Source organism: Gammaproteobacteria bacterium (assembly GCA_032250735.1).
GTDB lineage: Bacteria > Pseudomonadota > Gammaproteobacteria > SZUA-152 > SZUA-152 > SZUA-152.
The window spans coordinates 1-22593 of the sequence record JAVVEP010000037.1 but is presented as its reverse complement, the minus strand read 5'-3'; the positions used below and the strand labels follow the sequence as shown (position 1 = coordinate 22593).

14 protein-coding genes are annotated in these 22593 nt (G+C 50.2%); 10 read left to right on the top strand and 4 right to left on the bottom strand.

The window, feature by feature from the left end; all coding sequences use genetic code 11:
• Positions 1–33: 33 nt before the first annotated feature.
• Both RRB22_14545 and RRB22_14540 read right to left on the bottom strand, forming a co-directional pair.
• Positions 34–408: a hypothetical protein gene (locus RRB22_14545; GenBank protein MDT8385625.1), complete on the bottom strand. Its 375-nt coding sequence runs from the start codon at positions 406–408 to the stop codon at positions 34–36.
• 495 nt (positions 409–903) lie between these two features.
• Positions 904–2250: a DUF2254 domain-containing protein gene (locus RRB22_14540; protein ID MDT8385624.1), complete on the bottom strand. Its 1347-nt coding sequence runs from the start codon at positions 2248–2250 to the stop codon at positions 904–906.
• A 518-nt stretch (positions 2251–2768) separates the two neighbouring features.
• Between RRB22_14540 and RRB22_14535 the strand changes: the two genes are divergently transcribed.
• The 4 genes from RRB22_14535 (at position 2769) to RRB22_14520 (ending at position 6391) form a co-directional block, all read left to right on the top strand.
• Positions 2769–3503 carry a sulfite exporter TauE/SafE family protein gene (locus RRB22_14535; protein MDT8385623.1) on the top strand — a complete coding sequence of 245 codons (735 nt, stop codon included), beginning with the start codon at positions 2769–2771 and terminating at the stop codon, positions 3501–3503.
• 63 nt (positions 3504–3566) lie between these two features.
• The gene (locus RRB22_14530; protein MDT8385622.1) at positions 3567–4838 is read left to right on the top strand and encodes a TIGR03862 family flavoprotein; all 1272 of its coding nucleotides are present in this window, start codon (positions 3567–3569) and stop codon (positions 4836–4838) included.
• Positions 4839–5126: 288 nt separating this feature from the next.
• Entirely contained in the window at positions 5127–5762 is a 636-nt protein-coding gene (locus RRB22_14525) for a nitroreductase family protein (GenBank protein ID MDT8385621.1), read from the top strand.
• 95 nt (positions 5763–5857) lie between these two features.
• Positions 5858–6391 carry a flavin reductase family protein gene (locus tag RRB22_14520; GenBank protein ID MDT8385620.1) on the top strand — a complete coding sequence of 178 codons (534 nt, stop codon included), beginning with the start codon at positions 5858–5860 and terminating at the stop codon, positions 6389–6391.
• Positions 6392–6417: 26 nt separating this feature from the next.
• Here RRB22_14520 and RRB22_14515 read toward each other — a convergent pair whose 3' ends face one another.
• Both RRB22_14515 and RRB22_14510 read right to left on the bottom strand, forming a co-directional pair.
• Positions 6418–6888, bottom strand: a complete 471-nt coding sequence (locus RRB22_14515; protein ID MDT8385619.1) for a peroxiredoxin — start codon at positions 6886–6888, stop codon at positions 6418–6420.
• Positions 6889–7027: 139 nt separating this feature from the next.
• Complete coding sequence (locus tag RRB22_14510) at positions 7028–8992, bottom strand: alpha-amylase family glycosyl hydrolase (GenBank protein ID MDT8385618.1); 1965 nt, start codon at positions 8990–8992, stop codon at positions 7028–7030.
• Positions 8993–9257: 265 nt separating this feature from the next.
• On the opposite strand from RRB22_14510, the gene RRB22_14505 reads away from it, so the two are divergent.
• The 6 genes from RRB22_14505 (at position 9258) to RRB22_14480 (ending at position 22250) form a co-directional block, all read left to right on the top strand.
• Complete coding sequence (locus tag RRB22_14505; GenBank protein MDT8385617.1) at positions 9258–9728, top strand: DUF1499 domain-containing protein; 471 nt, start codon at positions 9258–9260, stop codon at positions 9726–9728.
• A gap of 39 nt (positions 9729–9767) precedes the next feature.
• A complete protein-coding gene (locus tag RRB22_14500) occupies positions 9768–10028 on the top strand; it encodes a DUF504 domain-containing protein (protein MDT8385616.1) in 261 nt (86 codons plus the stop codon).
• A 700-nt stretch (positions 10029–10728) separates the two neighbouring features.
• Positions 10729–17607 carry an RHS repeat-associated core domain-containing protein gene (locus tag RRB22_14495; GenBank protein ID MDT8385615.1) on the top strand — a complete coding sequence of 2293 codons (6879 nt, stop codon included), beginning with the start codon at positions 10729–10731 and terminating at the stop codon, positions 17605–17607.
• 19 nt (positions 17608–17626) lie between these two features.
• On the top strand, positions 17627–18121 hold the full coding sequence (locus RRB22_14490) for a hypothetical protein (GenBank protein MDT8385614.1): 495 nt from the start codon (positions 17627–17629) through the stop codon (positions 18119–18121).
• Between the two features lie 103 nt (positions 18122–18224).
• Positions 18225–19049, top strand: a complete 825-nt coding sequence (locus tag RRB22_14485; protein MDT8385613.1) for a transposase — start codon at positions 18225–18227, stop codon at positions 19047–19049.
• A 30-nt stretch (positions 19050–19079) separates the two neighbouring features.
• Positions 19080–22250 carry a right-handed parallel beta-helix repeat-containing protein gene (locus RRB22_14480; GenBank protein MDT8385612.1) on the top strand — a complete coding sequence of 1057 codons (3171 nt, stop codon included), beginning with the start codon at positions 19080–19082 and terminating at the stop codon, positions 22248–22250.
• The last annotated feature ends 343 nt before the right edge of the window (positions 22251–22593 follow it).

The window sequence follows — 22593 nt, the reverse complement described above, 5'->3', positions numbered from 1 at the left end:
TGAACTTCTCCCGGTTTCGCTCTCAGTTCGCTCTCAGTCGTCGTCTTCCCAGATATCATCATCCAGCACGCTGATCTCGACCTCAGGTTCATCCTTGGGCGTGTCAGTTACTGGGCTTGGCTTGGCTTTCGCGGGGCTGTCGATGGTTTTGGCTAGCGGGTACTTGAGTGTTTTCAAGGCGTCGCTGAAGCCTTTTTTCAGGACGGATTCCAGTTCCTTTTCCTTGGCGGTGAGTTCACGTAGTTTGGGTTCAACCAGTTCGCGGACGTATTTGAGTATTTCCTGTCTGTTATGGTTGTAAACGAATACGCTGCTTGTTTCACCCGTGTCCATGCTGTGGTCTATCACCACCGGGCTGCTTTTGCTGCCTGCTTCAAGAAATCCGTACCACAGTTTTTGTTTTGACATCTAAGTCCCCTATGAAATAAATACCAGCTGGTCCAGGGGAACACTCGCCTGTTTTGGGCAGCTGTTTCGGGTAGCCGTTTCAGGGAGCCATTTCGGGTCACCACAGCACCTTGGGCACCCCGCTGCGCCGGTCAAATACGCGAGTTTTCCGACGCTGATTATTGGTATCAGGAGAAAAATTGCAAACAATTTAATGCCTTAAAAAATCAATGAGTTACGTTTAGGCATGGCGGCTGGTCGGCCGGATTGCCGTCATTGCCGGCGGTCCTGTCCGTGCGATTAATGCAAAGGGTGAATTCAAGGAGGCATACTCCTAAAGTACCCTTTTTCTGAGAATGGGCCAGTTTCTGAAGAAAACCGGGTTTTCGTGAGCGTGTGATGCGGGAGGCCGTGGAATTATGTACGAGTCCTGGTAACCCTCTGTCTTGCATATTCCTGGCGCCATTGAAAGGCTCCGGCGCATTCAGGCACACGGCGACCACATTGAAGTCGTGCTTAAAGGGCTTTGACTCCTGGCTCGATGTCGATCGCTTCGCGTGCCTTCGTCAGCCGTTGCTCAATCCGCGCGCGATCATGTGTGGATTCGATGGTGCGGTCGGCCAGCTCGGCAATCCACTGTACCTGTTCGTAGAGCGCCTGCCGGCGGCATGGGCTGGTCGTCAGACTGCTGAGGGTCTCAAGGGCGTCGAGCATGCGCGCCATGATGCCAAAATTGCCGCCTGCACTGCCTCGAATCTGGTCGAAGGCATCGGCCAGCAGAGATTCAAAGGTCGGAACAATGGCGATCATTCGCAAGGTTTCCCCCTCGTAACGGTACGCAGGCGGAAATCGTTGACAGATCAATCGCGCCAGAATGGACGTTAGATAATCTATACTCATTATTGCTGTCGAGGTGTCATTGACACCGGGTGAAAGGGCCTTCAGTGCCATATCCACGATCTCTCTAATACCGAATGCGGGGTCCTGCTCCACCGTGCGATGGTGGCCAATGCTGTATGGCGCATTAAAAGCGTTGATTGTCGCCTGGTCAGGCGGGTACGTCAGCGCGAGCGACGCCAATGCGGCATTTTCCACAACGAATGCGCCGATGCCGTGCTCTATGCGCACGATGGTCTTTCTGTCCCGGGCCAGACTCAGCAGGGCATCATAATCCACGTTTTGTATATAGCCGCTCTCCTTTGCAGGCACTGCATACCAGGTTCTCTTATCCGGTGATGATAGGATCTGCCTGTTCTCATCCTCTCCAGTTTCATCAAATCCTTCCTCTTGTTTTTCCGGAAGAAATCGATCAATCGTTGCGGTGGTTTCGTTAGCGATCAAGGCGATGATGCTGGAGGCCTGGATCGATGCGGCGATGTGATGAATAAAAAATACCAGTACACCTATGCTTAAGATGGCCAGTATAAAGGCGAAGATGACCGCCAGGTCTGGCACAAATTCGACACTACCATTCCCGCCACGAATGGTACGCAGCACTACCAGGCAATAGGCGAAAATACCGGAGAAGCCTCCAAGCGTAATCTGGGTAATGCGGCTGCGCATGAAGTTCCACAGGATGCGCGAGGTGTATTGACTCGAGGCCAGCGCCAGCGCCACCAGGGTCATGGAGAACGTAATGCCCATAACCGACATCATCGAACCGGCAAGTGTCGACAACATTTGCCGTGCGCCTTCCGGTCCGACCCCAAACAGGCGTGGCCACTGACTTAGCCAAAGGTCGCTTCTGGTAGAATCTATTTCGATCAACACAACCGCAAAGGCAATGCTGAGCGTGACCATCAGCGAAGGTATTAACCAGAAGCTCGATCGCAGCTCGCTCCACAGTTGCCTTAACTTATACATGCGTCCGCTTCCAGGTAAGTATTCGGTTCATTTTGCTTGAAGTATCCGCCATGGCCGGGGTAGGTGATATATAACTGGATAACAGATAAATAGTAGGCAACGCGCCAGTAGGTATCCATCTTGTGAAGTAATTCCGAGTACGTAGTGTTTGTATTCATGGTTCAATTCCTTTGCTACCTGCTGTGAAAAAACCGGGCCAGAGGAATGGCGCTTAGCCAGGTCTTAATCTTTTTAGCACAAAAACCGGGTCAGAAAACAATTGTTTCTAATGTTATCTATCAATAATATAAACACTTACCACATATCACCGGCATAATTTACAGCGAGTCATTGGATGCTATGGTAAAAAACCGGGTCAGAGATAGGCATGTGGCCCGGTTTCGGCGCGGTTTTACGCGATGGTGTGTTGGGGAGGGGAAACTGTTGCTAAAACTGCAGTAGTTTAGTGAATAGGAAAAATCGGGGGAAGTTCACTCTAACCCCGGTCCGGAATCATCACCGCAGGACTTGATCGCTTTATGACGCCTGATATCTACCTTGTCGCATTTTTTATCCTGCTGTTTGCCTATTTTTTGCGAGGCATTACCGGTTTCGGCTCGGGGCTGATTGCCATACCGCTCTTGGCCCACTTCCTGCCGTTGACCTTTGTTGTGCCTATGGTGCTGGTGCTGGATTTTGTGGCGTCTGCCGTGATTAGTCGCCACATGCATTTGCAGGTGCGTTGGGATGAAATTCGCTTTTTGATACCGGCGACGATTGTGGGCATTTTGATGGGTACGTTCCTGCTGATGAATTTGCCGCGTGAGCCACTGCTGGTGGGGCTCGGTCTATTCGTCATTATTTTCGGCCTACGCTATGTGTTCAATGTGCACAGTGAAAGGCCGATCAGTCGCTGGTGGTCACTGCCCACGGGGTTGAGCGGCGGCCTGATCGGCGCGCTGTTTGGCACCGGTGGGCCGCCTTATGTGGTGTACCTTTCGCATCGGTTGCATGATAAGGCGCAATTGCGCGGCACCCTGTCGGGCCTGTTTATGCTCGACGGTGCGTTACGTGTTATCACCTTTCTGTTTTTCGGCCTGCTGCTCCAGAGTGAGATGTTAAGCGCGTTATTGATGGCGCTGCCGCTGATGGGGCTGGGGCTGTATTTGGGCAACAAGGTACATCTGGGTATCAGTCACCGGCAGCAGTTAGCCATCATCGGTGGCTTGTTGTTGGTCAGCGGCGGTTCCTTGTTATGGAAGGCCTGGGGCTAAAATTTATGCGTCCGTTGATGATTCATCCTAAACCCGACAGCCTCCTGGTAGGGGGAGAGTAGCTTGGCGGTGGTGATCATCGGCGGTGGGCCGGCCGGGTTGATGGCGGCCGAGGTGATAAGCCGCCACGGTGTGCAGGTGGATGTCTATGATGCGATGCCTTCGGTGGGGCGCAAGTTTCTTATGGCGGGCAAGAGCGGCCTGAATCTTACCCACGCCGAACCACTGGCGACGTTTGTCACGCGCTATGGGGAGCAGCGTCACGAGATCGAGGCTATGCTGCATCGCTTCGGCCCGACGGACCTGCGGGCGTGGGCGCAGGGGTTGGGTGTCGATACCTACGTCGGCAGTTCGGGGCGGGTGTTTCCGGTGGAGATGAAGGCGGCGCCCCTGCTGCGCGCCTGGCTGCACCGTTTGCGGGGGGCGGGGGTGCGCTTTCACATGCGCCATCAGTGGCTGGGCCTTGCGGCCGTCAATCACCTGCGCTTTATGACGCCGACGGGCGAGGCCGTGATTGCGGCCGATGCCACGGTGCTGGCCCTGGGCGGTGGCAGCTGGGCGCGGCTGGGCTCAACCGGTGCCTGGGTGTCCATACTCGCAGCGCTACTCGAACCCCTTCACGCCCAACAGGCTCAACAGGACGTTGCGATCCTGCCGTTGCGCCCATCGAACTGTGGCTTCGAGCTGGCGTGGAGCGAACATTTGCGTAGCCACTTTGCGGGTGAGCCGGTGAAGTCCGTGCGCCTGATGTTCACGGATGCGACGGGCGCGGTGCAGCACAAACAGGGTGACTTTGTGGTGAGCCAGTACGGTATCGAAGGCAGTCTGATCTATGCCTTCGCTGCCGCTATCCGTGATGTGATTGAGCGCAATGGCAGTGCCACGATTGCGATTGATCTGTTGCCGGATATGGCCGAAGAAGATGTCGCCGCCCGGCTGGCGCAACCGCGTGGCAAGCGTTCCCTGTCGGCGCACCTGCGCCGTCAGCTAAAACTCAGCGGGGTCAAGGCGGCATTGTTGTATGAGGTATTGCATGCGTCGGTAGACGGGCAAGGATCGACCGAGCCGCAACAACTCGCGGCGCTGATCAAGGCGCTACCGCTGCGCTGTGAACGCCCGCGCCCCATCGACGAGGCTATCAGCACCGCCGGCGGCGTATCGTTTACGGCGCTGGATGAACACCTCATGCTCAAGGCACTGCCAAGTGTCTTCTGCGCCGGTGAAATGCTCGACTGGGACGCGCCCACCGGCGGATATTTACTCACCGCCTGTTTCGCCAGCGGCTATGTCGCCGGGCAGGGCGTAGTGAAGTACCTGGGCAATGATCACCCGTAGCAGTCCCCCACAAAAGTTTTAACAGGGCAGCCCTCGTGGTGCCTGAATATCTCCCTCAGAGCCTGTGAAAAACCGTCGGCCTACTGCGGTCGTCGCTTTGATACAGGCCATCCTTGGCCTGCACCCTTCGGGCTACTGACGCAGCCCTGTTTCGCTCGAAAATCGGCGCCCTCACTACAGCCGACGGTTTTTCACGGGCTCTCAGCAGACAGGGGCTTTTCTCCGGTTCCGATTTCCCCCTCTATACTTAATCCATCATGAGGTGTGCCTTGGTCATGGAGGAGTGCGATGCATGCATGGATATGTTTTGGCGCTGTGCTGTTTACCGTGGCGAGTGCGACCGCCGAGGAGGTTGAGATGGTGACACTGCCGCCACCACAGACTACGGGCGGTATGCCGCTGATGCAGGCGTTGCAGGCGCGCCATTCGTCGCGTGAATTTTCCGGGCGTGCGCTTGAGCCGCAGCAGTTGGCCAATCTGTTGTGGGCGGCGGCCGGGATGAACCGTGTGGACTCCGGCAAGCGCACCGCGCCATCGGCGCATGACTGGCGCGAGGTCGACATCTACGTTGCGAAGGCCAGCGGCACGTATCTCTATGATGCGACGGCCCATGTGCTGCACCGCGTGCTGAAAACGGATGTACGCGCGCGCACCGGCAGCCAGGAGTTTGTTGCCAGTGCGCCGCTCAATCTGGTGTATGTCGCGGACCGGCGTCGCATGCAGGACGCCACTGATGAGGACAAGGATCGTTACGCCGCGGCCGACACCGGCTTTATCGCGCAGAATGTCTATCTGTATTGCGCCTCGGCCGGGCTCAATACCGTGGTGCGGGGTCTGCTGGATCGCAAGGCGCTGGCCGATGCCCTGAAACTTGCTCCGCAGCAACGGGTGATCCTGGCGCAGTCCGTCGGCTATCCGCTGTGATTATTCGTCTTTGAAAGAATTGAAAGAATTGAAAGAATTGAAAGAATTGAAAGAATTGCAACAGAGGAAACACGCCAGGAACAGGAGCCGCCAAGGTGAAACGTAACTATCCCTTGTCCAGGGTCTACGGCCTGCTCGAACCCGGGCCGGTGGTGCTGGTCACCACGGCGCACAAGGGGAGGGCGAATGTCATGACCTTGTCGTGGCTGACGATGATGGAGTTCGAACCACCGTTGGTGGGCATGGTGATGAGCGAGGCGAATTTCAGTTTTACCGCGCTCAAGGCAAGCAAGCAGTGCGTGATCAATATCCCCACCGTGGAACTGGCCGAGGCCGTGGTCGGCTGCGGCAACAGCAGCGGCCGTAGCCAGGACAAGTTCGCCGCGTTTCAGCTGACGACGCGTCCGGCCACCCATGTCGCGCCACCGCTCATCGTCGAGTGCTACGCCAATCTGGAATGCCGCGTGACGGATACCCGCCTGCTGAACCGCTATGATTTCTTCGTGCTCGAAGTGCTCAAGGCCTGGATCGATCCCGGCTGCAAACAGCCGCGGACCCTGCATCACCGCGGCAAGGGTCAGTTCGCGGTTGATGGGGAAATCATCACCCTGCCATCGAAAATGCAGTGAGGCCGTTCCAGTGCGAGGGAATTTCGCTACGCCTGCAGCTTTTTTACCTTTTCCAGCATTTCGGCGGCATGCTGTTCGGGGTTTACACCGTAGATCACGTCCTGGAGTTGTCCCTGTTTATCGATCAGAAAGGTTGAGCGGACGATGCTCATTTTCTTTACGCCGTTTTTTTCCTTTTCCTGCCACACACCATAGCGGTCACACACCTCACCCGTGGTGTCCGCCAATAGATCGAAGTTGAGCCCAAACTTGTCGATAAACGCGGCATGGCTTTCACAGCTGTCTTTGCTGACACCGATGATGGCGGTATCCAGTGCCGCGAAGTCAGGCGCCAGTGCTGCGAACTGGTTTGCCTCGATGGTGCAGCCCGGGGTGTCGTCTTTGGGATAGAAATACAGGATAACATTTTGCTTGCCGCGAAAAGCGGACAGGCTGACGATGCGGTTTTCCTGATTCGGTGAGCTGAATTCGGGTGCGGGCTGGTTTTTTTCTAACATGTGGACCTCCTTGTTTGTTTCGCAAAAACTCAAAGAAAATAACAGTCTGTGCAGACTAAATCAAAATCGCTTGGAATTCCTAAAGACCATGGCACACGCAGGGACAAGATCTCTACCGGCATCAGTCTCCAGGGCGGATTCATCCTTTCACGAAGATCACCACACTGTTTGCGGGGATCACGATGTGCGCCGCGGCGGGCAGGTTGTGAATGCCGGGGGTTGTGGCATCGATGCCACCGTGGTTGCCGGCGGCCCAGGGGTTTACCCAGTTGTCGTAGACGTCGCTGTTGAAGGCCTCCCGCCAGTGGCCGGGGAGCGGAAAACCTAAGCGGTAATTGTAATGGGTGGATTCGTTGAGGCTTGCGATGACGACCACATCATGGCCCTGTTCCGGTACCCAGCGGTGAAACGCCAGTAGCCGATTATCGTTATGGATGTGAAACACGTTGAGGCCGGAGCCATTGAGGCCGCTGAGTCTGCGCCGCAGTCTGATCAGTTCCTGTGAGAAGCGCAGGAAATCCGCCATGGTTTTATCGGTGGCCAGACCCTGCCACCAGAGCTGAAACAGGCTGCCGGGTTCGTCATGCCATTGTTTGTCTTCCAGGAATTCCTGGCCCATAAAGAGGTGGGCGATGCCCGGTGCGGTGAGGGTCAGCCCCAGGGCGACGCGTGAGCGGCTACGCGCGTGCCATGAACGGCTGTTGCTGCTGTCGGCCAGGCGCGGAATCCGCTGCCCCCGGTCGCGATACACAATGTCGTGATTCTCGCTGCACTGCACGGCGCGCCACTGGTCATTGAGTTGCGGCGCCTTAAGTTGCTGAGCGATGCGCTCCAGATCCACGCGGGCATCCGCGCCGCTCGATGCCTGGGCGATGGCGCTCCGCAATGCATCCCGCAGGCCATCATTCTGGGTGGCGTCGAAACCGGCACCACCCGCTGCTGTAGCTTGCACGACGCGATCATCCACGGGCCAGTGTTCGGCAATGTGAATGGCGGTGGGTTTAACGTAGTGGCAGGTGTCGGTGACGTACTGGCAGAATTGCCAGCCATGCTCGCCACCCTCGTGGCGAATCACGCTGACCTCGTCGTAGCGAAAGCCGTCGGCGTGATATTCATCCAGATAAAACAGGGCGTTGTTGATGAGGAACTGTTTGACCTCCTTTTTCCAGTAGGCAAACACCAGTCCGCCCGCCCAGCCACGGTCGGTGAAGTAGAGGCTGTTGTTCTGGTCGTCCCTGGGCTGGCCGTCGAAAAAATAGAGCCCCTGTTCCGTGAAGTTACCGCCGGCGTGGTTGTACACCACATCCAGAATCACGGCGATGCCGTGCAGGTGGCAGAGGTCGATCAGCAGGCGCAATTGATTGGCGGTGCCGTCGATGTCTTGCGCGGTGTAGGGTGCGTGAGCCGGATCGATGGCCTGCAATAACTGGTTGGCGGCGTGCAGGTAATGGTCCAGCCTGGGGTCATCCTGGCTGACGCCGTAGATCGTCTCCGGTGAAAAATAGTCCACGCCGTTGTAGCCGAGACTGAAGGCGGTGGGGAATTCGACGATGGGCAGGGGCTGGATGGCGTTGATGCCGAGTGATGTGAGATAGGGCAGTTTTTCCATCACCGAGAGAAAGGTGCCATTGCTGCTGTCGTCCGGGATTTGCCAGGTACCGATGTGGAACTGGTAGATGATCAGCTCATGAAAGTACGGTGGGCGGTAGCCGGCATCGTGCCAGGGGAAGCGCCGGGGGTCACACAGCAGGCATTGGCAATGCGGCCAGGCCGGGTGATCGGTGAGGTCGCGCGCATAGGGGTCTCGTTTGACACCCTCGGTGCCGCCTTCCGGTCCTACGACGTAAAACATGTAGCGTTCGCCTTCGCGCAGGCCCGGGAGGAGACCGCCCCAGGTACCGTCTGCATGGCGTTGCAGCTTGACCTCGTGTTGATGAAACCAGTTGTGGTGATCATCCTGGGTGTATCCCCAACGCACCCACACCTCGCGGGCCTGTGGCGCCCAGGTTCGAAATGTGGCGCCAGTACCGTTGACGAGCAGGTTGGCGCCCAGGGGCACCGCCTGCGGCTGACTGCCCAGGTCCAGACTCTGTGTATCGTCCATCTCCGCGCTCCTCCATGAGCCTCCTGGCTTGCGTGGGATATACTGCTGTATAGGTGTAGTACAAAAATCACCGTTTGACCTTGATCGGTTAAATGGCATAAATGTAACCGGAATCTATTTTATGAAAATATTTTTTATGTCCTTTAAGTGCTGAGACATGCGGCGCAATGCCCTGCGGTTATTGCGCCCTACGGGCTGGATGCCGGCATTCGCCGGCATGACGGATGTAAAGTTAATGGGATCGCACTGAATCGGAATCTATTTTATGAAAATACTGCTTTATGTCCTTGTTGCCGTGTTTGTGCTCATCGGTGTGTATTTTGCGGCGCTGTCGATGTCGTCACGTAAACCGCCAGAGCTTGGCCTGCTCGGCGGCCAGTTGCGTGCCTGTCCGGCATCGCCGAATTGCGTGTCGAGTGAGACCCCGGCCGGGGTGTCGTTTGTTGAACCACTGCCGGTGAACGCCTCGGTGGACGAGGCCTGGAACAAGGCCAGACAGGCCCTTGTGGAGAATGGCGGCGAGATCGTTACCGAACAGGACGACTATCTGCATGCCCGGTTTGTGACACCGCTGATGCGCTATGTGGATGATGTGGAATTGAGGCTGGATGCCGATAAACGGGTCATCCATATCCGCTCCGCGTCGCGGGTAGGGCATTCCGACCTGGGAGCGAACCGGGCGCGGGTGGCGAAGATACGCGCGGCATATTTGACTCGTGCCGGTTTAGACGGATAGTAATGCCAGCATGTTCGATGGCTGCGCCCGGCGCTTAGCATGATCCCGATACATGAACTCCTGAATCGCATTCGCTGGGATGCGGATTACGGCAAGGCGGATTTTGTCATCGGTTATTACGACCGTGTCGCCGAGCGGATCATTCAGCTGCCGCTGACGAGCATCGGCTTCGATGCCGAAGACGCTTTCGATTTCACGTTTGTGGATGAAGAGGGACAGACGCACAGCATCCCCCTGCACCGTATCCGGCAGGTGTTTCGCAACGGAGAACTGGTGTGGGAGCGAGTGGGGGAAAACTAAGCGCTGAGTAAAAGCGATAACGCAAAATGTTAGCTTGGGCGCTACGTGTTGGGATAACGAAGAAATGGTAACCCCCGAGATAAAATAGAGGTTAATTGAGGGATATGTGCATATTACCAATATAAGTTAGAATATTAAATCATAATTATACTTATAAAAATTAACTAATAGATTGAAAATATTACAGATTTTCATATCGTGCAAAATTTATACAGATCCATTTGTAGTATATTTCCTACAAATATTATTTGTGTATATCTAAATACAAGCTGCTACTATCGGTACACCTGCACAAGGTATGGTTTCCAAATATAACTAACCGGATTCCGTAGAGAAGTCGTACAACACGTTAATCAGGCCAGTGCTATGTGTTTACGATAAGAATAATTAGTGAGTAGTGAACTTTATAAGTATCGGGTTGCTAGAATCAAAGTTAACTGTGACCAATCACTGCTTTAAGTATCAAAAAATAAGAATAAATTAAAATAACTAAAAAAATCCTAAATGATGTATCGAATTAACAGCAACCATTTCTTCTCAAACCTGCTACATCCTGATATCGATGTTAGCAAGGCCGCTTCATGCGCCGTTCCAGTGGTCAGCGCATCGCGTGATAAGCATTCGTTGATAATTGAAATTTAACGAACTGATGAATAAAAAAATAAAATAGATTGTGTAGAAATGCTCTTGGGGAGAATTGATGAGTAATAATTTTTGGAAGTTAACCTTCAGTTTGTGTTTGGGCATGTGCTTTTACACAGCCACTGTTAATGCTGCAAGCGGACCTGTTGGCTCCGTCGACGGTAGTTTCTCAGTTACTCCGGGTGGCGCAGCAACTTACTCAATTCCCATTAAGGTACCCACTGGTATTGGTAGTATTAAACCTGCTATTTCATTGACATACAGCAGCCAAGCGGGGAATGGCCTGTTGGGTGTTGGCTGGAACATATCAGGTCTTTCCACAATCACCCGTTGCCCGCAAAATTTAGCACAAGATGGTCAAATTCGTGCGGTGAAGTTAGATGCAGATGACAAGTACTGTCTAGATGGTCAGCGCCTTGTTGCAGTTTCTGGAATATATGGACAAAGCAATACCGAATACCGTACCGAGCAAGACATTTTTTCTAAAATTATTTCCAGAGGTTTTCTGGATAATGGCCCTGAGACATTTGAAGTCTTGACAAAAGATGGTTTGCGCATGCAGTTTGGCAATGTATCTGTTGATGCAAATGGTCAATATGACAGCCGTTTTGCGCCACATGGTAAAGAGGTTGTTCATATTTGGGCAATAAGCAGTATTGCTGATAATGCCGGTAATATAATTAACTTCACTTATCAGTTTACAGGGGACGATTCCAGTGGTTTGTCCAGCAGCGTTGGTTATAACAGAGAATACTATCCCAATGAAATTAATTATTCCGGCGGTGGAAAAATTAGTTTTAATTATGGTGTTGCTGGAAATGAAACGCGCCCTGATCCGATTGTTGGGTATCGAGCGGGCGGTAAGGTTCAAACCACAAAACGGCTGGAGAAGATTTCTGTAGAAATCGCAAGTCAATTGGTTCGAGATTACAAAGTTGCTTATGAACCTACAGATGTAAACTCCAATAAAAGTAAGCTGACTACAGTGATTGAGTGCGGTACTGATGGGCTCTGTTTTCCTGCAACACAGATAGGATGGCAGCTGAGCCACGTCGGCACAACTGCGTGGCAGTCAGACACTACGTACCAATTGCCAGCAGGTCTTGAGCTGTCGGTTGACGGTGAAGACATAAAAGGTATTCTTTTTATTGATCTTAACGGGGACGGTTTTAAAGATATTATCTATCACAGATGGAACAGCGATACGAGCAATGAGTCTGGTGCTTTTTTAAATAAAAATGGTACTTGGGAACAAGCTGATTCCTATTTGCCGCCCTATCCTTTGAGCCGTATTGATAATAAACCTACAGGCTCCCGAATTATTGATGTTAATGGCGATGGGCTAGTTGATTTTGTATGGAGTCGCTGGGTAAGTGATACGCAGACTGACCAAGGTGCATATATTAATAACGGCGCTGGTTGGTCTCTGGATACCTCTGGTAAGTATGTCCCAAAACATTGGCTGGGAAGAGATGACGGCCGTGATCGTAATCAGCGATATTTAGATCTAGATGGAAATGGATTGGTAGATCAAATTTATAATTATTATGACTTCTATGATGCGGATGTTGAGTGTGATTATGTTTTTGGTAATCCCGTTTTTTGTACGCCAACAGTCACATATTCGGATAAAGGAGCATTTTTAAATTTCAGTGATGCATGGGCACCTAATTTAGATTATTTTTTACCACAGCAATTTTTGCTTCTTTCTACCGGGGACCGTGCTACTAGATTTATATCAAATGAAAAAGTGATTAGTGTTCAGGGTCAGCATTCTCTATTTATAGATATAAATGGTGACAGCTTACCTGATTATATAGTTGATGATACCTTTTTGTCTGAAGGGCCTGATGTATATCTAAATACAGGGTCTGGACTAGACTTCACAAGTGATGGGGTCTACGAGGATTATGCGGATACCGTCTCTGGCAGTGCAGCCTATAAGCTGCCAGTCCATTTTATTGATGATGTTGACCGGAATACTGGAATTAGAAAGACTCAAGGTGTCGCATTCCACGATGTAAATGGCGATGGACTCGTTGATATTTTGAAATCCCGGCAATTTTTTAATGGTGCAGCACCAGAAAAAAGCGCTTATCTAAATACAGGTGATGGATGGGTAAGAAATGATAATTTCATTCCACCCGTTGCACTGACAGTTATTGGTAGTCCGTTTGGTCGACAGGTGTATTTTCGCGATGTAAATAACGATGGGCTTGTTGATATTATCTTTCAAGAATGGATAAATCCCACCGATGAAACACGTGGCGCATACCTTAATACAGGCACTGGTTGGATTAGAAATGACACTTTTTCTCCACCAGACCACCTGATTTTAAGTGATTGGAAGGATGCAGGAACACGACTGGTAGATCTAAATTCTGATGGAAAAGTCGATATTATCCGAAGTTACAGAAGATCTGCATATAGCCAAGATGAATACGACAGCGTTTTGGGTCAGAATGTTACGGTTAATTACCCCGAGCAGTTTGACGAGGTGGTTCATTCGATAAGCGTAAATAGTCAAATTGTAAATTCTATCACCGCTGGATTCGGCACAACTACTGGCATCACTTACAAATCTCTGACAGATCCCAGTGTTTACACAAAAGGTACAAACAACTGCCAATACCCTACACCTTGTATTATTTCACCGATTTCGGTGGTGAGTGAGCACTCTGTCTCAAACGGCATAGGTGGTGCTGCGAATTACACCTATAAATATACCGATGCCCGTATTAACAATCTGGGGCATGGGTGGTTAGGCTTTGCTTCGCGTTCAATTACCGATGTGCAAACCCAACGAACAACGACTACCACTTACGAAAATACCAATTTTAATTCGGTCTTTAATGTATTTCCCTACTTAAACATGCCGAAGAAGATAACGGTTAGTTATGCGGATTCCACACTTGGAGATATTGTCACCAGCGAAACCATTAATAACTATGCGGTGAAGAGTGTTGCGGGGAATCCGTATTATTCAGTTTATCTTGAAAGTAGCACATCTGAAGAAAAAGACCTCGATGGCGCTCCGGTAAAGTACACCGAAACCACAACTGTGATGGATGACTACGGCAATGCCACTGATATTACCGTAGATACTAAGCAAAGCCCATTGGACACAACCTTTGCCTATCGACAAACCACACATAATACTTATGATAACGATACGGCTAACTGGCACCTTGGCAGATTAACGGCCTCCAGCGTTACTTCTTTTATAGGTGCTGATTCTCAAACGCGCAATACGGCATTTGGTTATTACCCCGCAGGGCACGTCAATGCCGGCATGTTGCACTGGTCGGAAGACGAGCCAACAGACCCTGATCTTTATCTGAAAACTGAATACACCTATGATGCCTTTGGCAACAAGGATACCGTTACTGTTAGCGGTTCATCGAGTGCAAGCTATCCTGTCGCTACACGTACAACAACGAGCAATTTTGATTACACGGATAACCAGTTTCCAGCGGTCACTACAACCGTACCGGTAGAAGGCACAATCACCCAATCTGAAACAAAAGTGTACGACGCCCGCTGGGGTAAGCTTAAAAGCCAAACTGGTCCCAATGGTTTAACCACATCGTGGCTTTACGACTCCTTCGGCCGCCGCAGTAGCGAAACAAGGCCCGATGGTACAACCGTCACAATGACTTACGGTTGGTGTGATGCGACCGACACTAGCTGCCCGGCTCTCGCTGTCTACAAAGTCACCACTGTAGGTAGCGATGGTGCAATTTCCATTGGTTACATGGATGAATTTTCCCGACAGCTGCGGGCAGAAACCCGTGGGCTGGATGGCGTCATTGTTCATCAGGATACGGAATATGACGCATTAGGGCGTGTTTGGCGGACTTCCCGGCCATACTTTAAAGATGCCACAAAATTCTGGACAACCCGTGAATTTGATGCCCTGAGTCGCGTTGAAAAACAAACGAACCCGGATGGCTCCACTGTAACCAACGTTTATTCTGGTTTGCAGACCATGACGTATACAGAGCGCCACTCAAATGGTGCGGTTGCCGACTTAACCGTACGGCAAATCATGAACCTTTCTGGCAAGGTCGCATTGGTGTACGACGCCTATAATAATAAAACCGAGTACACTTATTATCCTTTTGGTGAATTAAAAACAGTTACGCCTAACGATACTGCGGCCAATGCTATCACCATGGAATATGACAAGCGTGGTCGTAAAACCCAATTGATCGATCCGGATATGGGTACCTGGCAATATGACACGGATGCGCTGGGTAACCTGCGTTGGCAAAAGGATAATATAGGCCAGCAAACCACCATGAGCTACGATTTACTTAATCGTATGCGTACACGAGTGGATGTCCGTAACCCAGCAGACTCAACCAGTGTTGAAAAAACCAGTCAATGGGTTTATTTCACCGAGGCCGATGCAGCGGGCAGCTGTCGCAGCATTGGAAAACTGAAATCCACTACCGATGGCGCTATCACCAAGAGCTTCTGCTACGACAGCCTTGGCCGTATCACATCGGCCACCTCAAACTTCGATAATGCCAGTTACACCGTTGCAACAGCCTACGATACCTTCAGCCGCGTAGAGACCATCACTTATCCTGCACAAGATGCGGGTAATCAACCCGCTTTTATAAAGCGCAATGTCTATGATTCCTTTGGTCATCTTAAAGAAGTTCAAGACGGCGCAAGTAACGATCCTCTATGGACGGCAGAACTGGTTAATGCCAGTGGTAAAATAACCTCCGAGTCCCTGGGTAACGGCCTTACCACCTTGCGTGTGTATGATGATGAACTGGGCTTCCTGAAATCCATCAGCACCGGCACAAGCACAAGCAGTGATGTGCAAAACCTTGAGTTCGGCTTTGATAATCTTGGCAACCTGGTTAGCCGTACCGATCATAATCGTGTTATTACCTTGGCCGGTGGCTCAACCCGAAACGGCACCACTGAAAGCTTCACCTATGACATCCTCAACCGCATTGACGTTGTCAAGCAGGATGGCATTCAAACGGCCAATTATAGGTTCGACGCTCTGGGTAACATGACGTTCAACAGTAACGTGGGGACTTATCTTTACACCGGCGCTAATGGCGCTGGACCACATGCGGTAACAGAAATACAACGCATCACCTCGCAAGCGGGCATTATTGCTGGTGATGTCAATGGTGACGGTAGCATCACCAGTGCGGACACTGCATTGCTGGCCAGAAACCTGGTGGGGCTGGATACCACATCATTAACAACTTCGGCTGACTGCAACGTCGACTCTACAACCAATATTCATGATACTGCCTGTATCTCTGCAAATATCGGGCAGGCCGCAGTCGAAAACATTACCTACGATGCCAACGGCAATATGCAAAATGGCCTAGGTGGAAAGGTTATTACCTATACCGCCTTCAATAAACCGAAATCCATCACAAAGGGAAGTCATTCAACGCGCTTTGAATATGGTGCGGATCGCTCACGGTATTTGCAGGAAGCAACGGATGCAGAAGGCACAACCAAAACCCATTACATGGGCCAATTGTTTGAGCGTATTGTAAAACCTGGTGGGATTATTGAATACAAAAACTACATCTATGCCGGTAGTCGCGTTATTGGTGTTACGACTCGAAGAAGTAATAACACCACTGATCTGCATTACCTGCATGGGGATCACATCAATTCAACCTCGGTGATCACCGATGCCAATGGCATCGTCAAAGAACGCTTTAGTTACGATGTGTTTGGTAAACGCCGAAGCAATGTCAGTTGGAAAGCGGCCAGCACGACTGAAAGCATTATACTGGCAGCGCTGACCTCCAGTGTAACCCATCATGGCTTTACCGAGCATGAGCTCCTGGAAGGGGTTGGGCTTATTCACATGAATGGCCGTGTTTATGACCCGCAACTGGGTCGGTTCCTGAGTGCGGACCCGCTGGTACAAGCGCAGCACAACCTGCAGTCCTATAATCGTTATACCTATGTGATGAATAATCCGCTGTCGTATACGGATCCGAGTGGGTTCAGAACTTTTTTTGATAACGCTTGGGATACAGTAACCGGCATTGCTGATGATCTGGGGCAAGGATTATGGGATTTGTCGGAAGATATTTTTGATTTTATTGATGAGAATGGCACGACAATTATTGCAATAGGTATTGCAGCGATTCCTGGGGTGAACGTGGTGGCTGCCGGCTTTATGAGTAGCTTGATTGCGAGTGGAGGGGATCTTAGGGCGGCGGTTATTGGGGGGATTACTGCGGGGGCATTTGCTGGTGTTGGCGATGCTGCTTTAGCTGGGGCATGGGGTTCTACATCTAAAGTGCTTGCTCATGGGATGGTGGGCGGTGTGAGTAGTGTGATGAACGGTGGGTCGTTTAAGGCAGGGTTTATTAGTGCGGCTGTTACTCAAACGGCATCGGTGAAGGGTGTGTTTGGGCCTGCTGGCGTTAACCCAGTGCAGAATGCTTTTAAGGCTGCGTTGGTTGGGGGCACGGCTTCTGTACTTGCGGGTGGGAAGTTTAAGAATGGAGCTATGACTGGGGCTTTTTCGAGGATGTTTAATGATGAGTTGCATCCGGTTATTGAGCCTCAGGACTCATTATCTGGGTTTGAAATCGATCAAGAAGGTGCTGTTGAAATTTACAAAAAAATGGGACTGAAAAATTTACCTGATCCGCTTAATGTTACTACAGATGGATTAAATCTGGCCGATGATATGCTCGTTTCGGCTGTTGGAGCGGATGATCTTGTTGGGCTCCTTGAGCCAAGCCCTATTCAGAAATTAAGAGCAATTCCACTTCTTAAGAAGCTCTTCACAAATACAGGAGATAATGGAGTAAAAAACTATTGGCGAGATACAATTAGCGAGGTAAATGTTGGTATGGCTGCACGTGCAGGAATTCAATACAACACTGATCTAATGCATAGATATAATACGCTTTATCCTCAACGCTAATATTGCTGGTGCTTTAATCATGAAATTTAAAAAAAATTACCTTGTTATAGCGGTATTGATACTTTCTCTCTATCAAATAGTTGCAGTGGTTATTCTTTATAATTCGTCAGTTTTAAATTTGTCTGCATATTATACGTATCCCCCAATGGAAACAGGTGATATTGGAATACAAAGACTACCTATGCTGTTTGGAGAAAATATTGCTCTCACTATATTAAACAAACACAAAAAAAATGATTTTAAATTATTGTTTGGAAAACGTGAGGTTGGGTTGGCTGCGGTTTTGAGCAGCTATAATAACAATGAAATATTAGACGTCAAAACTGCACATTCTCGTGTAATTGATGTTGCTAGGGCTTATGTTAAAAATGGATATGATTTGTCTCGATGTGAGAAGGATGGAAAAAGTGTTGCAGGGTTATTAAAAGAATGGGGTATGTTAAACGATAGGAATCGCAAGTTTATTTTGGAGTATGTGCAACAAGAAAAACTTTTTGAGTGCAGCGAAAAGTAAAGATAAAAACAATAAAAATAAAAGAAGGTAAAAGGGGAAAGATTGAGCCTCCCCCAGTTTAACGGACACTCCAAAAAGAGGACAATAGTCCGAGGAGTGAACCATGAAAAAACGACAAACATTTACCACAGAGTTTAAGCTGGAGGCCGTTTGTCTGCTGGAAAACACAATGCCAAGGAAGGCAGGTTACTGGTGCCGAATTGTCCGCACCATATTGGTCGCTCCTGCGCATCCATTCGCTCGCGACATAGCACTTACATGTGCGTCATGCAGAGGGCATAACCGTAATACGGTGTTTATTGCGAATGATGATTACCAGTTTTACTTGGAGAATTTGTTCGAATGGAAAGTGAGGTTGGGCGTTAAAGTTTATGCCTGGTGTTTGATGGCGAACCATGTGCATTTGATCGTTGAGCCGAGGAATGATGCAAAAACGCTTTCAGAATTGATGAAACGCTTAGCAGGAAGGCAGTCAGCATTAGTCAATAAGCTGGAGAGGCGAACAGGGTCATTATGGGATGGGCGATTTAAAGCAAGCCCGATTCAACGAGACGAGTATATGTTGCCGTGCTTGCGTTATGTTGAGATGAATCCGGTGCGGGCGAATATGGTGGCAGGCCCGCGGCAGTATCGTTGGTCAAGTTATCGAGAACGAATGGGGTTAGATGATAAGCACCTGATTGATCTTGATCCTACGTTTTTGTCACTAGGTGAAAATGAAGATGTACGTCGTTCTCGGTATATGGAGTATGTACAGGTTGGTATTACCGACAAGGAAATTGAATTATTACGAGCTGCGTTGCAAAGAAATCGGTTGACAGGAAATGATCGGTTTGTCGAAGAAGTGGCTATTCGAATTGGATGCAGAGCAGAAAATAGAGGGAGAGGGCGACCTGTTCATGCACATAAATCGGTCAACCCTATTTAGCGCTATCAAAAACAATAATGAGTTAATACTATGAAAAATCTGGTAACGATACTTTTATCTACATTTTTGCAGATGATTGCTCAGGCCGCATTTGCAAACCCAGTCTTGTCTGTTGACTCTGCTTCAGACTTTGAAGGGAGTGTTGTGTCCGTAAGTGTTAACTACTCACATGGCGGCATCCCAAATCCGCCGGTTTCCATTAAATACACTTTGTCGTTCAATCCTACACTTTTAGAATCCAGTGCGCCTATTGCTGGCACATCACTCGGTGGTAACCATGTGCAGTTTTCCAAAGTTAACAACGTTGCTGGGACGTTAGACGTCATTGTTGTGCCCGCTGCTGGAAAAGTGGCGCTCAGTGACGGCCAGATTCTGCAAATACCTTTCCGTTTAAAAAATGCAGGGCTGAATGCCACAGTTAATCAAGCAGTTTCACCATTGACATTATCCGCTGTTGAAATGAGCAATGAAGAGTCTGTAACAGTAGGCACACTTAATAATGGTATTGTCACTACTAGTTGGCAGGGCCCCCAGGTCGTCACTATTCCGGATGGTACACCATTGTCTGGTCAAATTTCTGAAGATTCGAATTTAGTTCCTGGTGGGACATACCCAGTCACTGCGGACCTCACCGTAAACCCCGGAAAAACGTTTAGCATTGCCCCCGGTGTAACGCTGCAATTTGCATCCGGCACACGCCTGGTAGTGGACGGCACACTGAAGGTCTATGGCGAGGCAGCGTCCATGGTCACGTTCGGTAGTGATGTGGTCACATCCAATCGACAATATTGGCAGGGACTCGTATTTGGCCCCACCAGCACAGGTAGTGTGATCGATCATGCCGATATCCAATGGGCGAAGATCGGTGTGGATGTCTCGGCTGCCAGTGTCACGATCAGTAACAGCCATATTAGTAACTTCCAAACCACGGGCATCCAGATGCTCAATGGGGCGGGAGGCCTGATTACGAATAATGTCATCACAGGTCCCGGTGCTCAATACAGTGGTACACAAGGTCTTTACCTGATGGATGCCGCCGTGGATGTGGCGGGCTATGACCTAACGATCAGTGGTAATACCATTTCCGCTCTTTACTTTGGCATCTATGTGCGGAAGCACTCCACGCCACTGATTAATGGTGACAATGAAATCACTGGTAATCGCTATGGTGTTTATCTTATGGGTAATTACACCGCAGCAGGCAATCCACAACCGGTGATCACGGGCAACCGTATTTATGCCAATACGGATTATGAGCTGTTTGGCTCGGGTTACCTGACGGGTGCCTCGGTCACCATTGGTGCCACGGGCAACTGGTGGGGTACGATGGATATTGTCACGATTACCGACAATATCTATGACAATGTGGATAATTATTACAATTCGCCGGTGGTGAGTTTCGTACCGATGCTGGATGGTGCCAGCGGCAATCCCACCTCAGGCAGCGCATTGGAAGGCCCTATCGCAGGCAACCAGGTGCTAACCACAGGTAATGTGTATGACATCCTCGAAGAAGTGGTGGTCGAAGCGGGATCAAGCCTGACCATACCGGAAGGCGCGACCCTACGCTTCCATGGCGCCAATGCCAAACTGCTGGTGGATGGCACGCTGGATGTCGCCGGCACCGTGACCAACCCCGTGGTTTTCACTTCCGCTAAACCAACACCGTATAAAGGCGACTGGCAGGGCATTGTATTTGGTCCGAGCAGCAGTGGTAGTGTGATTGACTATGCCGATATCCAATGGGCGAAGATTGGTGTTGATGTATCGGCTGCCAATGTCACGATCAGCAATAGTGATATCCGCAACTTTCAAACTGCGGGTATTCATCTACGTGATGGAGCTGGCGGCCTGATTGTGAATAACGTCATTAATGGTTTTGGCACCTACAATGCCTCCAGTATTTCAATGATTGATGCCGCGATAGACGTGGTAGGTTATGATCTGACGATCAGTGGTAACAGGATTATTAACAGCCGATACGGTATCAATGTCGGAAAACACTCTAACCCGGTGATAAACGGTGGCAATGAGATAACAGCAAACCAACATGGAGTTTTTGTTGATGGTAATTTCACTGCGGCGGGGAATCCATTACCGGTCATCACTGGCAATAGTATTTACGACAATACGCAATACAATCTATCCAGCTGGCGCTACCTGACAGGTGCTTCGGTGACCATCGATGCTACGGGTAACTGGTGGGGTAGTGTGGACATTCCCACGATTGCCAGCGAGATCTATGACAATGTGGATAATTTCGACAATGCGCCGGTGGTGACTTTCTTGCCGATGCTGGATGGTGCCGGCGGCAATTTCACCTCAGGCAGCGCATTGGAAGGCCCTATCGCAGGCAATCAGGTGCTAACCACAGGTAATGTGTATGACATCCTCGAAGAAGTGGTGGTCGAAGCGGGATCAAGCCTGACCATACCGGAAGGCGCGACCCTACGCTTCCATGGCGCCAATGCCAAACTGCTGGTGGATGGCACGCTGGATGTCGCCGGCACCGTGACCAACCCCGTGGTTTTCACTTCCGCTAAACCAACACCGTATAAAGGCGACTGGCAGGGCATTGTATTTGGTCCGAGCAGCAGTGGTAGTGTGATTGACTATGCCGATATCCAATGGGCGAAGATTGGTGTTGATGTATCGGCTGCCAATGTCACGATCAGCAATAGTGATATCCGCAACTTTCAAACTGCGGGTATTCATCTACGTGATGGAGCTGGCGGCCTGATTGTGAATAACGTCATTAATGGTTTTGGCACCTACAATGCCTCCAGTATTTCAATGATTGATGCCGCGATAGACGTGGTAGGTTATGATCTGACGATCAGTGGTAACAGGATTATTAACAGCCGATACGGTATCAATGTCGGAAAACACTCTAACCCGGTGATAAACGGTGGCAATGAGATAACAGCAAACCAACATGGAGTTTTTGTTGATGGTAATTTCACTGCGGCGGGGAATCCATTACCGGTCATCACTGGCAATAGTATTTACGACAATACGCAATACAATCTATCCAGCTGGCGCTACCTGACAGGTGCTTCGGTGACCATCGATGCTACGGGTAACTGGTGGGGTAGTGTGGACATTCCCACGATTGCCAGCGAGATCTATGACAATGTGGATAATTTCGACAATGCGCCGGTGGTAATCTATGTTCCAGTGCTGGAAATAATACCGTACTAGCGCACAAATATTAATATGAATGTGTCGCTATCTCGATCGCAGTGAAGCGGCTGTCAGGAACGGATTAAAACATCTCCGTCTTGTGTCATAATAACCATTTTCTCATTGAGTAATCTGATGAGTATGTGCATTATAGAGCTTTTTGGCGGCTTCAAATTAATGTGCCGAGGATGCGCACTACTTATTTTTTCATGTGTATTCAGGTCGCTTACCTATGGTTATTCCTAGCTCTGCTTTTTTTGAAGCAAGCGCGGACGTTTGATTGTTTGAGCCTGATGAGTAATTTTCTGGCTCTTCAGCAGAATTAGTGGGTAAAAACCACCGGGAATTTTGAAACAGGAAG

Coding starts and splice junctions, on each gene's coding strand:
- RRB22_14510 (MDT8385618.1), bottom strand. CDS start 8,992: ATGGACGATACACAGAGTCTGGACCTGGGCAGTCAGCCGCAGGCGGTG.
- RRB22_14495 (MDT8385615.1), top strand. CDS start 10,729: ATGAGTAATAATTTTTGGAAGTTAACCTTCAGTTTGTGTTTGGGCATG.
- RRB22_14545 (MDT8385625.1), bottom strand. CDS start 408: ATGTCAAAACAAAAACTGTGGTACGGATTTCTTGAAGCAGGCAGCAAA.
- RRB22_14505 (MDT8385617.1), top strand. CDS start 9,258: ATGAAAATACTGCTTTATGTCCTTGTTGCCGTGTTTGTGCTCATCGGT.
- RRB22_14515 (MDT8385619.1), bottom strand. CDS start 6,888: ATGTTAGAAAAAAACCAGCCCGCACCCGAATTCAGCTCACCGAATCAG.
- RRB22_14480 (MDT8385612.1), top strand. CDS start 19,080: ATGAAAAATCTGGTAACGATACTTTTATCTACATTTTTGCAGATGATT.
- RRB22_14500 (MDT8385616.1), top strand. CDS start 9,768: ATGATCCCGATACATGAACTCCTGAATCGCATTCGCTGGGATGCGGAT.
- RRB22_14485 (MDT8385613.1), top strand. CDS start 18,225: ATGAAAAAACGACAAACATTTACCACAGAGTTTAAGCTGGAGGCCGTT.
- RRB22_14540 (MDT8385624.1), bottom strand. CDS start 2,250: ATGTATAAGTTAAGGCAACTGTGGAGCGAGCTGCGATCGAGCTTCTGG.
- RRB22_14525 (MDT8385621.1), top strand. CDS start 5,127: ATGCATGCATGGATATGTTTTGGCGCTGTGCTGTTTACCGTGGCGAGT.
- RRB22_14490 (MDT8385614.1), top strand. CDS start 17,627: ATGAAATTTAAAAAAAATTACCTTGTTATAGCGGTATTGATACTTTCT.
- RRB22_14535 (MDT8385623.1), top strand. CDS start 2,769: ATGACGCCTGATATCTACCTTGTCGCATTTTTTATCCTGCTGTTTGCC.